At 69.1% G+C, this 12,248-nt stretch carries 14 protein-coding genes and 1 tRNA gene; 5 read left to right on the forward strand and 10 right to left on the reverse strand.

From position 1 onward, the window contains the following. Positions 1 to 731: 731 nt before the first annotated feature. Positions 732 to 1,190: a DoxX family protein gene (locus ACGFYN_RS43840; RefSeq protein WP_393871595.1), complete on the forward strand. Its 459-nt coding sequence runs from the start codon at positions 732 to 734 to the stop codon at positions 1,188 to 1,190. 150 nt (positions 1,191 to 1,340) lie between these two features. Here the strand turns inward: ACGFYN_RS43840 and ACGFYN_RS43845 are convergent, their stop codons facing one another. From ACGFYN_RS43845 to dcd, 4 genes are all read right to left on the reverse strand, one after another. Then, positions 1,341 to 1,676, reverse strand: coding sequence for a DUF6344 domain-containing protein (locus ACGFYN_RS43845; protein ID WP_393871596.1), 336 nt, complete (start codon positions 1,674 to 1,676; stop codon positions 1,341 to 1,343). A 266-nt stretch (positions 1,677 to 1,942) separates the two neighbouring features. Beyond that, on the reverse strand, positions 1,943 to 2,359 hold the full coding sequence (locus ACGFYN_RS43850; protein WP_393871597.1) for a hypothetical protein: 417 nt from the start codon (positions 2,357 to 2,359) through the stop codon (positions 1,943 to 1,945). Between the two features lie 239 nt (positions 2,360 to 2,598). Then, entirely contained in the window at positions 2,599 to 3,108 is a 510-nt protein-coding gene (locus tag ACGFYN_RS43855; protein WP_393871598.1) for a phosphoribosyltransferase, read from the reverse strand. Between the two features lie 10 nt (positions 3,109 to 3,118). Continuing rightward, a complete protein-coding gene (dcd, locus tag ACGFYN_RS43860) occupies positions 3,119 to 3,694 on the reverse strand; it encodes a dCTP deaminase (protein ID WP_393871599.1) in 576 nt (191 codons plus the stop codon). A 511-nt stretch (positions 3,695 to 4,205) separates the two neighbouring features. Here dcd and ACGFYN_RS43865 point away from each other — a divergent pair. Continuing rightward, positions 4,206 to 4,279 (forward strand) — tRNA-Gly (locus ACGFYN_RS43865). A 196-nt stretch (positions 4,280 to 4,475) separates the two neighbouring features. Here ACGFYN_RS43865 and ACGFYN_RS43870 read toward each other — a convergent pair. Further along, positions 4,476 to 5,369, reverse strand: a complete 894-nt coding sequence (locus ACGFYN_RS43870) for a calcium-binding protein (RefSeq protein ID WP_393871600.1) — start codon at positions 5,367 to 5,369, stop codon at positions 4,476 to 4,478. 314 nt (positions 5,370 to 5,683) lie between these two features. Between ACGFYN_RS43870 and ACGFYN_RS43875 the strand changes: the two genes are divergently transcribed. Beyond that, positions 5,684 to 6,016 carry a putative quinol monooxygenase gene (locus ACGFYN_RS43875; RefSeq protein ID WP_393871601.1) on the forward strand — a complete coding sequence of 111 codons (333 nt, stop codon included), beginning with the start codon at positions 5,684 to 5,686 and terminating at the stop codon, positions 6,014 to 6,016. A 15-nt stretch (positions 6,017 to 6,031) separates the two neighbouring features. Here ACGFYN_RS43875 and ACGFYN_RS43880 read toward each other — a convergent pair whose 3' ends face one another. From ACGFYN_RS43880 to ACGFYN_RS43900, 5 genes are all read right to left on the reverse strand, one after another. Then, on the reverse strand, positions 6,032 to 6,862 hold the full coding sequence (locus ACGFYN_RS43880) for an alpha/beta fold hydrolase (protein ID WP_393871602.1): 831 nt from the start codon (positions 6,860 to 6,862) through the stop codon (positions 6,032 to 6,034). 262 nt (positions 6,863 to 7,124) lie between these two features. Next, on the reverse strand, positions 7,125 to 8,027 hold the full coding sequence (locus ACGFYN_RS43885; protein ID WP_393871603.1) for an MBL fold metallo-hydrolase: 903 nt from the start codon (positions 8,025 to 8,027) through the stop codon (positions 7,125 to 7,127). A 136-nt stretch (positions 8,028 to 8,163) separates the two neighbouring features. After that, positions 8,164 to 9,324 carry an MFS transporter gene (locus ACGFYN_RS43890; RefSeq protein WP_393871632.1) on the reverse strand — a complete coding sequence of 387 codons (1,161 nt, stop codon included), beginning with the start codon at positions 9,322 to 9,324 and terminating at the stop codon, positions 8,164 to 8,166. A gap of 118 nt (positions 9,325 to 9,442) precedes the next feature. Next, positions 9,443 to 9,799: a Chromate resistance protein ChrB gene (locus ACGFYN_RS43895; protein ID WP_393871604.1), complete on the reverse strand. Its 357-nt coding sequence runs from the start codon at positions 9,797 to 9,799 to the stop codon at positions 9,443 to 9,445. Positions 9,800 to 9,885: 86 nt separating this feature from the next. Continuing rightward, positions 9,886 to 10,722, reverse strand: coding sequence for an undecaprenyl-diphosphate phosphatase (locus ACGFYN_RS43900; RefSeq protein WP_393871605.1), 837 nt, complete (start codon positions 10,720 to 10,722; stop codon positions 9,886 to 9,888). Positions 10,723 to 10,819: 97 nt separating this feature from the next. Between ACGFYN_RS43900 and ACGFYN_RS43905 the strand changes: the two genes are divergently transcribed. Beyond that, the gene (locus tag ACGFYN_RS43905) at positions 10,820 to 11,206 is read left to right on the forward strand and encodes a BlaI/MecI/CopY family transcriptional regulator (RefSeq protein ID WP_393871606.1); all 387 of its coding nucleotides are present in this window, start codon (positions 10,820 to 10,822) and stop codon (positions 11,204 to 11,206) included. An 84-nt stretch (positions 11,207 to 11,290) separates the two neighbouring features. Then, entirely contained in the window at positions 11,291 to 12,241 is a 951-nt protein-coding gene (locus ACGFYN_RS43910; RefSeq protein WP_393871607.1) for a M56 family metallopeptidase, read from the forward strand. Positions 12,242 to 12,248 lie beyond the last annotated feature (7 nt).

A 12,248-nucleotide genomic window follows, 5' to 3' on the forward strand; every position in this document is an offset into this window, starting at 1 on the left:
CCCATGCGCCACATCCAGGCGCACAGCCAAACCGAAGCAAGCGGTGTCAAGCATCAGGTGAGGCCACTGCGTCAAGCATCAACCGAGACACGACATGTACCGGCAGAGCCGGAGCTGTTACAGGTTTCTCTACCTCATCAAGCCCCGGCTGCGCTCCGCTCCGCCGGGCGCGCTCCCGGCTCTGGCTGCGCCCGCGCTCCTGCCTTCGGCCCGCTCCGCCCGCGCTGCGCCGCCGCGCGCCCACATGTGGATAGGGCCGGTGGCCATGAGTCGATCACCGCATATCGCGGCCACGGTCAGAACAATGCCTCCGGCGGGGGATCGGCCGGCACCGGGATGGAGGGGGCGCCGTCGCCGACTGCGAGTCCGATGGGGCGTGCGCGGGGAGCTCCCATCCCGTCCGCCGTCGACCCAGGCAAAGCCGAGCAGACGCGGCCCATGGCGTCCAGGTCGTTCGTACAGTGGCGCGCTCCACCTGGACGCCATGGACCACGCCCGCTCCACCGTGGTGTGGGTCGACGGCGGACGGGATGGGAGGTGGTTGCGGGGCGTGCGCGAAGAGCGCTGCTTGGAAGAGACTTAGCGTGGCCTGAAATCCCCTATTTCACAGGAAACGCAGAGCTTCGACCGTCTAGTGCAAAGCAAGGCCCGGCGCTACAAGTAACTTGTCATGCACGCTACGGATGCCTGAGTTCGCCGCCCCAGGTTTCCATGACTGAGGAGTAACCCCCATGCACTTCTCACCCCCGGTGCGGTTACGCGCCATGCACCCCATTGCGCAGGCCTTGTTTCGCCTGGTGACCGGTTTCCTCTTCGCCTGCCATGGCGCGGCGTCCCTGTTCGGCGTCCTGGGCGGCGCCCACGGCGGCGGCACGGTGCCCGCCCTGCAGTGGCCCGGTTGGTGGGCCGCGGTCATTGAACTGGTCGGCGGAGTCATGGTGGCTCTGGGGCTGTTCACGCGCACTGCAGCGATCGTCTGCTCGGGGTCCATGGCCTATGCCTACTTCAGTGTCCATCAGGCGAAGGCGCTGTTCCCGGTCAACAACGGGGGCGAGCCAGCTGTCCAGTTCTGCTGGGCGTTCTTGCTGATCGCCTGTCTCGGCCCCGGTGCCTGCGCGGTGGAGACGCTCATGAAGAGACGCGCGACTGCTACAGCGGCCGACAGCGCGGCGCCCATGTCACGTGTCTGACTCACCTGTCAAGACCGCACGCGACGGCTGACACCAACGGCTGACACCAACAAGCGCGAACAGCAGTGCTTGCCATGTATCAACAGCCTGTGGATAACTCTCTGCTCCCCGGGGCTCCGGATCGTCAACTTCCTCGGCTGAGAGAAGGATTCACTCGCCGATCGCGCTCAGCTCGGCAGCGTACGGCTGCACGCTCCCATCCGCACATTCATCCGCGTCCCCGAGCGAACGCAGCCGGCAGCTGGGGGACTTGCCACGGGCCTCGGCGCGGATGCGCTGTTTCATCGTGGGGGGAAGGGTGCCCGCGCGGGACCAGGACCAGTTGGCAGCCGTTGGCATTGTCCCGGAAGTGTTGCCGTTGCCCACCGGCTCGGGCTGTCGTACCGCCGCAGTGGCGGTCGTCGTGATGAGTCCGAGCGCTGTGCACAGCGCGAGGAAGGCGGTGACGATGGCGGTCCACAGCTTCTTGACCTGGTTCTGGGCCATGGCGCCTCACTTTCGGGTCAGGGCGATTTGCGTACTTTCCTCATGATGTGTATGTGGACCGCGAAGTGGTGGACCAACGCCCGCGCCGTGTCGAAGTTCGGATGAACACCACTCGGATGGGCGTAAACAGCAAGAAAAGATAAGAATCTCGTGATGTGCGACTCCTGGGACCTCTTGCCGTCCGCCCCCAGCCGTGCAGGATGCTCACGCTCTCGTCCAGTCCCCATCAGCTGGAGGCGGCTCAGTTGAATTCCGGCAAGGATGATCTACAAGTTCTTCTTCAACTGGTTCGATTGCGCCTTCTCCTGCACCTTTGACTTCGCGTACGTCCTGATCCGCCCCTTATCGGTACGGAAGTCCACGGCGCCCAGATGCCAAGCGACAGTGCCTTCCGGGGCATCCCCACGATGATCACCACCACTGACCGAGGGAACCAGGAAACACCCCGAGCTACGCCCCGCAAACCGAATCCGCAGGTCAGAGCGGTCTCCGCCGCCACCGCTCCGGCCCGCCGCCCTCCACTCGACCCAGTCCGCGTCCATCACATCGAACTCGTCGATACCCTCCATACCGGCTCGGCGCAGGAAGTCCGCCACATCCTCCAGGCGGAATGCGCGCCCGAGAATCGCACCATCGAAACGGACACGACGTCCACCTTGGCTGTCGGGTGGGTAGACGATCACAGGGGGCGTGGGGTTTAGGGTCAATCGCCGACAACCCTGCGTGCCTCGGCTGTCACGTCCACTCCGAGGATCGTCCAAGCCGCATTTCAGCGTCGGTCGGACGAAGACATAACGAGGCCCCGACCGTGCTGGCCGGGGCTTGCCTGGGTTCACGAGAGTGCTGCTTCCGTCAGCCGGTACGAATCAGGCATAGCGCGAAGACGAGCACGGACTGAAGATGAGCCCCAGAAAACGCCAGTTCAGAGGGCTTCTCGCGATGGGTTGATCGGCTCTCCGGACTTGCGTACTACAGGCAAAACGCTCCACGGGAAGTTGATCCACTCATCCGTCCGCTTCCACACGTAGTCGCACTTCACCAGCGACTGCGACTTCTCGTAGATGACGGCGGAGCGCACCTCGGCGACGGTGTCGAGGCAGAAGTCGCGCACGAGCTTGAGGGTCTTGCCCGTGTCGGCGACGTCGTCGGTGACGAGCACCTTCTTGTCGGAGAAGTCGATGACGTTGGGGACGGGGGCGAGCATGACGGGCATCTCGAGGGTGGTCCCCACGCCGGTGTAGAACTCGACGTTCACCAGGTGGATGTTCTTGCAGTCGAGGGCGTAGGCGAGGCCGCCGGCGACGAAGACGCCGCCGCGGGCGATGCTGAGCACGATGTCCGGCTCGTACCCGTCGTCGGCGATGGTCTGCGCGAGCTCGCGCACGGCGGTGCCGAACGCCTCGTAGGTCAGGTTCTCCCGTACGTCACTCATGCCGAGGCCCTCACACCTGGGTCCGGTGGAAGTTCAGGTAGGAGCGGGAGGCGGTGGGGCCGCGCTGGCCCTGGTACCGCGAGCCGTACCGCTCGCTGCCGTAGGGGAACTCGGCCGGCGAGCTGAGCCGGAACATGCACAGCTGCCCGATCTTCATGCCGGGCCAGAGCTTGATGGGCAGCGTGGCGAGGTTGGAGAGCTCCAGCGTGACGTGCCCGGAGAAGCCGGGGTCGATGAACCCGGCGGTGGAGTGGGTGACGAGCCCGAGCCGCCCCAGAGAGCTCTTGCCCTCGAGGCGGGAGGCGAGGTCGTCGGGCAGCGTGATGACCTCGTACGTGCTGGCGAGGACGAACTCCCCGGGGTGCAGGATGAAGGGCTCGTCGCCCTCGGGCTCCACGCACCGCGTGAGGTCCGCCTGCTCGACGGACGGATCGATGTGGGGGTACTTGTGGTTCTCGAAGACCCGGAAGTACCGGTCCAGGCGCACGTCGACACTCGACGGCTGAACCATGGATTCGTCGTAGGGATCGATCACCACTCGCCCGGCGTCGATCTCGGCCCGGATGTCCTTGTCTGAGAGAAGCACGCCCCGAGGATACGCAAGGCGCGCGGACCGGCCACAATCGCCCGCCCGCGCGCCCGCTCATGCTGTGTTCGCGATGCCTCTAATGCTTCTCGAGACTGACCGGCACCACACTGCGGAGCCGGGCGCAGCGTGGACACCGGACGAGCCGGTGGGGGCCGAGTCGATCGGCCTGCTGCATCGGGAACGAAGCGGTGCTGAACACGTGCCCATCGGCACAGCGGACGAGGGTGCGCTCCATCAAGTCCAAGAGTCCCTTCCCCAAGAGGCGCGTCCGGCTACTGCTCGCCCGACGCCAAATGCCACATTACGGGATTAAAGGAACGACCCTCCAGGCGGCACTCCAGCCACGCCAGGACCCTCTCCGACACCTCCACCGTACGCCCCAACTCCCGTCCCCCGCAGCAGCATCGCCGCCCGAGACACGGGACCGGCCCCACGGCTTCAGCGCCGGGGACCGGGGATGAGGTAAGGTGACGTTGCATTCGGGCACCGGTGTCAACCGGCGTCTTACGCGGGTGTAGTTTAATGGTAGAACATCAGCTTCCCAAGCTGAGAGCGCGAGTTCGATTCTCGTCACCCGCTCCACTACGAACCCCTAGGTCATTGACCCGGGGGTCGTTTGTTGTCTGGACCGGTGGCGCAGCGGGCACCACATCCGCACCACCGGAGCGCGATTACGTTCCCCTGGGTTCCTCCCTGTGGTGCTTTGGCGCTCGGCGCGGACCAGGAACCGCGTCCTTGTCTCTTCGCCGGTAGGCAGCCGGTCGGTCAGGCGTGCTCTCTACCGCACATCCACGTAGTCGCCGGCCGTCTTGACCGTCGCAGTGGTGCTGGTGCCGGAGAAGTAGTAGCGCCAGTAGCCGTCGCTGGAGGCTGTGACTGTGGTCTTCAAGTTGCCGGTGCTGTTGGTGTATGCGGTTTTGACCGTCGTGTACGTGCTTGTTCCTGCCTTGCGGAACTGAAGCTTGACCGGCTGGTTGGTGTAGCCCCGGTAGTCGTGGGTCTCCCAGTTGGCACGGGTCAGTTTGCCGGTGACGGTGATGGTCTTGCCCTTGGTGACCGGTTCCGGCGACGCGTTGACGCTGAGCTTCGAGTAGCGCTGGATGTACGCGTGCTTGTACGCATCCAGCGAGATGCCGCCGTTGCCCTTGTCGAAGGCGTCGACGGCAACGTTCCACTGCCCCGCCCACGAGTTCTTCCCCAGGTCGCGGGGGTTCAGGGTGAAGGTGACACTGCAGGTCTTCGTCGTACTGTCGACGGCTGTGCAGGTACGGCTGCCGTGCGGCACCGACATGTCGGTGTTTTCTTCGCTGGAACCGTGCCACACGTACACGCCGGCCGTGTCGATGCCGTCAGGATCCGTGGCTGTCACCGAAGCCGGGAAGGTGACCACGTTCGAGATGCCGACCGCGATGGGCTTGCCACCGTTGACCGTGGCGGCGGTGATCGTCGTGTTACCGCCCCACGACTCGTCGGCCTGAGCCGCCGGACCGGTCACGGCAGCGAGTGCCAGGGCACCGGACAGAGCGGTGCCTATGGCGATTGAGCGCATCTGATCCCCACGAAAGTCAGGCCTGCCGGTCGACCCCCCGCCGCAGGCACCCAGAATTGGTGCCAGGAGTGTACTGCGTTCACGCCAACGTGGCTGATTGTTTGCGTGCACGTCAGGCGCCATGCCGAGCACCTACGGGGATGCGGCGACGGCTCCGGCGCCCGGCGACGTGAGCCGGCCGACGTCGCGGCGCTCGCCGACGCCGGGCTGACCGCGTACCACGCCGCGGCGAAGGCGACGCGGCGGCTGCGGCCCGGGGACACACCACCAAGTACCCGCTCGGTCGATTCCAGGACGCAATGGACGACCTCGACGCCGGCCGGGTCCGCGGACGCGCGATCCTGGTGCCCTGACCGAACCGGACCAGATCGAACCCGACCGGACATGACCGGACCGGACAAGACCAGGCCGGACCAGACCCATCAAGGAGCCCTCAAATGATCTTCATCACCGCGAAGTTCCGTGTCCGGCCCGAGCACGCGGACCAATGGCCGAAGATCTCCGCCGCCTTCACCGAGGCGACCCGCGCCGAACCGGGCTGTCTCTGGTTCGACTGGTCCCGCAGCCTCGACGATCCGGCCGAGTACGTCCTCGTCGAAGCCTTCCGCGACGACGAGGCGGGCGCCGCCCACGTCAACTCCGACCACTTCCGGACCGCCCGCCGGACGCTGCCCCCCTACCTCGCTCGGACCCCGCGCATCATCAACACGACGATCGAGCAGGAGGGCTGGTCGGAGCTGGGGGAGATGGCGGTGCCGGATCAGGACTGACCCGGCCTGCTCGGCTCAGGCCTCCAGGAAGGCCAGGATGTCCCGGTTGAGGGTGTCCGGGTGGGTGGAGAGCATGCCGTGGGGGAGGCCTTCGTAGGTCTTGAGAATGCCGTTCTTGAGGAGTTCGGCCGTCAGGGGTGCCGAGTCCTCGTACGGGACGACCTGGTCGTCGGTTCCGTGGCAGACGAGGACCGGTACGCCGATCTGCTTGAGGTCCTCGGTGAAGTCGGTCTCGGAGAACGCCTTGATGCACTCGTAGTGGGCGTTGGCCGCGCCCATCATGCCCTGGCGCCACCAGTTGTCGATCAGGCCCTGTGAGACGTTCGCGCCGGGGCGGTTGAAGCCGTAGAACGGCCCCGAGGGGACGTCGATGTAGAACTGGGCGCGGTTGGCGGCGAGGGCGTCGCGGAAGGCGTCGAAGATCTCGATGGGCAGGCCGCCCGGGTTGGACTCCGACTTGACCATGACGGGCGGTACGGCGCCCACCAGCACGGCCTTCGCGACGCGGCCCGGCTTGGCGCGTGCGACGTAGCGGGCGACCTCGCCGCCGCCGGTGGAGTGGCCGATGTGGCACGCGTCCCTGAGTTCGAGCGCGTCCGTGAGTGCGATGACGTCGGCGGCGTACGTGTCCATGTCGTGGCCGGTGGCCGACTGGCTGGAGCGGCCGTGCCCACGGCGGTCGTGGGCGATGACGCGGTAGCCGTGCGCCAGGAAGAACAACATCTGGTTGTCCCAGTCGTCGGCGCTCAGTGGCCATCCGTGGTGGAAGACGATCGGCCGGCCGTCGCGCGGCCCCCAGTCCTTGTAGAAGATGGTGGTGCCGTCGTCGGTGGTGACTGTACCCATCGCAGATCCTCCGCTTCGCCCGGACATGCCCCGGCGACGGGAGTGCGGGGGCACGCGGGACTGCCGAATGCGCGCCGTCAGGCGCGGTCCGAAGTACCCGGACCAGATTACGCGCGGGGCGTGTGGGGCACATCCGCACGCGGTCGGTGGCCCGTACCGACCAATGCCGGACCTCAAGGTCCGCTCGATTCAGCACACCGCGTACGTCTTGATCGCACGGGTCGGCGAACCGCCCTCGTCCGGAGGACCCTCCGCAGCCGCATCAGTACGGCAGCAGGCGGTACGTGTCCCCGTCCCTGATCACGTGGCCGGCCGTGGGCGGCGGGAAGTGTGTGCCCAGTACGAGGGTGTCCGTGCCGGCCAGTGAACCGAGCAGTGCGCGGCGCGATCGCTCGGACTGTTCCGGGTCGATGTCCACGCAGGAGCCGATGGCGGGGTGCGCGAACTGGACCGGGTGGTGGATGCAGTCACCGGTGATCAGCGCCGTGCCGCCGTCGCCGCCGGTCAGTTCCACGGCGACGTGGCCCGGGGTGTGGCCGGGGGTCGGCAACAGGCGTACGCCCGGGGCCAGTTCGGTGCCCTTGGGCGCCACGTCCACGAGGTCCAGCAGTCCCGCCTCCTCGACCGGGACCACCGAGTCGTCGAACATCTGCCGCCGCGGCACGTCCATGGCTCGGCCCGCCCAGAAGTCGCGCTCGGTACGGGAGGTGACGTAGCGGGCGTTGGGGAAGGTGGGGACCCACGCGCCGTTCACCTCGCGGGTGTTCCAGCCGACGTGGTCGGTGTGGAGGTGGGTGAGGATCACCAGGTCCACGGCGTCCGGTGGGAATCCGGCGGCGGTGAGGTGATCGGCGTAGCCGGTCCGCAGGTCGTGCCAGGCCGGGTTGGCCCGGGTCTTGCCGTTGCCGATGCCGGTGTCGACGAGGACGCGCAGGCCGCCCGCCTCGAAGGCGAAGCTGTGACTGTCGAGGAGCAGGGTGCCGGACCGGTCGGCGAAGTCGGGGCGCAGCCAGTCGTGCCGGGACACCACGTCGGCGGTGGCACCGGGCAGCAGCCAGGGGCCGGTCTCGGGTGGCAGGGGTGTCTCGTCGATACGGTGGACGATGCTGCCGCCGACGGTCCAGGAGCGGGTGTGGGGCGTGGAGGGGGTGGGGGTGCTGGGCATGGACCGATTCTCCCCGGACGACCTCCCCACGCCGAACCGGCCGACGCCCCCGGCGAGTTGAGACACCGGCTGGCCGGCCCACCGGCTGGCCGGCCCACCAGCGGGCCGGCCAGCCGGCTCCGTATCCCCGATGGCCCTACTCCTCCGAACCGCCCGACGAACTCCGCAAGGTGAGGCGTCGGCGGGCCAGTCCTGCCAGTGGGCCGACGGCGACGAGTGCGGCCAGGGTCGCGTACCCGTGGGTGAGAGTGGTCAGCGTTGCCACGGCGGCGACCAGCAGCGGGCCGCCCGCGTCGCCGAGTTCGCGGCCGAGTTCGGCGGCGCCCATCGTCTGGCCCAAACGTTCCTGCGGGGTGGAGGAGGCCAGGGCGGCGAAGCCGAGGGGGGTGATCAGGCCCGTGCCGACACCGATGAGGGCGGCGCCCACGAGGATGCCGGTCAGGCCGGGCAGCATGGCGCAGGCCAGGCCCGCCGCGGTGATCAGCAGGCCTGTGGTCAGGCCGGAACGGGTGGTGAGGCGCCCGGCGTCCAGCGCGCGGCCCGCCCGCGGCTGGACCACGGCCGCGCAGGCCGCGAGCAGCGACACCGCCGCGCCCGTCGCGACCGTGCCGAGCCCCGCGGTACGGCCGGAGACCGGCAGGAAGCCGACCCCGACCGACAGCGCGGCGGTCGCCGCCGCGAGCGCGGCCGTCGGGGCGAGGAAGGCCGGGTCGGCAAGGCGCCTGGCGAGGTCCAGCACCGTCTGCCTGGCCTTGGGGAGCGGCGGTACGACGGGCACGGCGAGCACGGCCCAGACGGCGACGGCGGCGCCGAGCACCGTGAGGACGGCGAACAGCAGCCGCAGGCCGCCGGCCCACACCAGCACGCCGCCGAGCAACGGGCCCAGCGTGTAGCCGATGGACTTGTAGAAGCCGTAACTGCCGAACACGCGGCCGTGCTTGGCGGCCGGGTTGAGCCGGGCGACCAGCGCCGAGGCCGCGGGGGAGAACGCGGAGGCCGCGGCGCCCTGGCCGAGGCGGGCTGCCCACAGCCGGCCCGGGCTGTCGGCGAGGACGTACAGCGCGGAGGCCGCGGCGAACGCGACGAGGCCGCCGAGCAGGACGGGGCGGGCGCCGACGCGGTCGGCGAGGGTGCCGAAGACCGGCTTGAGGAGCACCTCGGCGCCGTCGTACAGGGCGAGCAGCCCGCCGAGGACGAGCAGCGACGTGACCGCGCCCTCGGCGTCGCCGCCGAGGCTCGCGGCGATGCCGTGCGCGCCGAAGGCGGTAGTGAACCCGGCGGCGTAGAGGGGCCACATCTGCCGGGGCGGGGCCGACTGCCCGGTGGCCTCCCGGCTCATCGGCCGTCCCCCCGGCAGAGCACTCCGGTCGTCCCCTGAAAGGGCGGGCCGGCCGTTTCTCGGCACAGCAGGTTCGTCATCGCCCGGCACAGCAGGCCCGTCGTCCCCCGGCAGAGCACGCCCCGCGTTCCTCTTCCTCGAGTTCGGCCAGGGTGAACTCGGCGATGCGTATCCCCTTCGCCAGTTCCGCCTCGAACTTCCCGCAGCCGGCGGGGAACTCCGTCCAGTCCTCGGACCGTGAGGCGGTGAACAGCGCCTGGAAGCGGGACGCGTCCTCGGTGCTGCGCCCGGTCGCGCTCGGGGCGACGGCCTGACCGCCGGGGCCCTGGCCGAGCGAGAGCGCGCCGATCTTGCGCAGCTCCCGCCAGACGGCGACGCGGTGCCGGGATGGCTGCGCGGGGACCTTGACCACGAGGACGGCCCACTGGCTCACCGGTTCAGCGTTCGACACATCGGAAGAAGTAGCAAGTGTTACCTGCACACGAGTCACATCCGCCGATACGGCAGCCGGGCGCCGGGTCACGCGTTGAGCGCCCCCGTCGCCAGCAGCCCCAGCAGTGCCACTCCTACGACGATCCGGTAGACCACGAAGGCGTTGAAGGAGTGCCGGGCGACGAACTTCAGCAGCCAGGCGATGGAGGCGTAGGCGACCACGAACGAGACCGCCGTGCCCACGGCGAGCGGCGCGGCGCCCACGCCCGTCCCCACGGCGTCCTTGAGTTCGTACAGTCCGGCGCCGGTCAGGGCCGGGATGCCCAGGAAGAACGACAGACGGGTGGCGGCGACGCGGTCCAGGTCCAAAATCAGCGCGGTGGACATCGTCGCGCCGGAGCGCGAGAAGCCCGGGAAGAGGAGGGCCAGGATCTGCGAGGAGCCGACCAGCATGGCGTCCTTGAAGGTGGTGTCGTCCTCGCCGCGCTTGTGCCGGCCCATCTGGTCCGCCGCCCACATCACGCCCGACCCGACGATCAGCGAGGCCGCGACCACCCACAAGGAGGCCAGCGGGCCCTCGATGAGCGGCTTGGCCGCCAGGCCCACGATCACGATCGGGATGGTGGCGTAGATGACCCACCAGGCGAACTTGTAGTCGTGGTGGTAGCGCTCCTCCTTGTTGGCGATGCCACGCCCCCAGGCGGCGCAGATCCGCACGATGTCCTTGAAGAAGTACACGAGCACGGCGGCGATCGCACCGACCTGGATGACCGCGGTGAAGCCGACCACGGAGGTGTCGTCGACCGGGATGCTCATCAGCCCCTCGGTGATCTTCAGATGCCCGGTCGAGGAGACCGGCAGGAACTCGGTCACCCCCTCGACGATGCCGAGGACGACGGCTTGACCGATGCTGATGGCACTCATGGGCGATCCAATGGCACACTCGGGGAGGCGGGAGCTTTTACACGATCGTAGAAGTTCTACACGACTGTAGAAGACAGACCGGAGAACCACAAACCTCATGTCGGCCGACCCACACGGACGGGGCCCGAAACGGGCGAACGGCGTCCGCGAGACCCAGATCCTCGGCCTGCTCCAGCAGGCGGACGGCGCGCTGACCCCGGGCGAGGTGACCGAACTCCTCGGCGGCGAGCTGACGTACAGCAGCGTCGTGACGATCCTCACCCGCATGCACACCAAGGACGTGCTCAGGCGCCACGCACGCGGAAGGGCGTTCGCCTACGCCCCCGTCACCGACGATGCCGGGTTCGCCGCCCGGCGCATGCGTACAGTTCTTGAGGAGCGGCCCGACCGGGAGGCCGTCCTCGCCCGTTTCGCGGACGAGCTGTCCGACCACGACGCCGACCTCCTGCGCCAGCTGCTCGACGACCAGCACCCCGGACAGTAGAACCGGACAGCCGAACCGGACAGCAGAAGCAGTCGGACCGGACAGCAGAAGCGGTCGGACCGTAGAAACAGGAAGGCCCGCCGGATGCGCATCGCCGTCTACGTGCCGCTGCTCCTCTCGCTGCTCGCCCCGCTCGGCGCGCGGCCGCTGTCCGAGCGCTGCGAGCCCCGTCTGGCGACCTGGCTGCTCACCGTCTCGTCGCTGGTCCTGGGCGCGGCGAGCACGATCTCCCTGGGGCTGCTGGCCGTCACCGGCCTGATCCGCTTCCCGCTGATCGCAGGCCTCGGCCACTGGTCCGCCCAGGGCGCGCAGCGCGACGATCCGACCGAGCTGTCGATCGCCCTCGCCGCGGGGCTGCTGCTCGGCGGTGCGGTGCTCGCGGCCGCCCGTATGCTCTGGCGCCGAGCGCGCACGCTGGCCGCCGCTGCGGTGGACGCCGCGTGCATGCCCGAGCGGAACGGCCTGGTCGTGGTGGAGGACGACGCCCCCGACGCCTACGCGCTGCCCGGCCTGCCCGGGCGGATCGTGGTCTCCACCGGCATGCTGCACACCCTGGACGAGGCCGAGCACGGCATCCTGCTCGCGCACGAGCGGGCCCATCTGGCCTGTCACCACTACGCCTTCGTCGCCCTCGCGCAGCTCGGCGCCGCCGCCAACCCGCTGATGCGGCCGCTGGCCGGCGCCGTCACCTACACGATCGAGCGCTGGGCCGACGAGCGGGCGGCGGCCACCTCCGGCGACCGGAAGCAGGTCGCCCGCACCGTCGGCAAGGCCGCCCTGGCGGCCCGGCGCACCCCGGTCCGCGCCCGCGTCACGAGCGCCGCCCTGGGCATCCTCGGCCGCCGCAATCCCCTGGCGACGGCGGGCCCGGTACCGCGCCGCGTCGCCGCTCTCCTCGCGCCTCCGCTGCGGCGCCACCCCGTCCTCGCCGTCGCCACCGCCGCCGTCCTGGCCGCGGCGACCCTGGCCACCGCCGACGCGGCGCACGACCTGCACGTCCTGCTGGAGGGGCTGGAGAGTGTCAGGGCCGGGTGAGGCCTTC

Source organism: Streptomyces sp. NPDC048419 (genome assembly GCF_043200415.1).
In the GTDB taxonomy this organism is placed as follows: domain Bacteria; phylum Actinomycetota; class Actinomycetes; order Streptomycetales; family Streptomycetaceae; genus Streptomyces.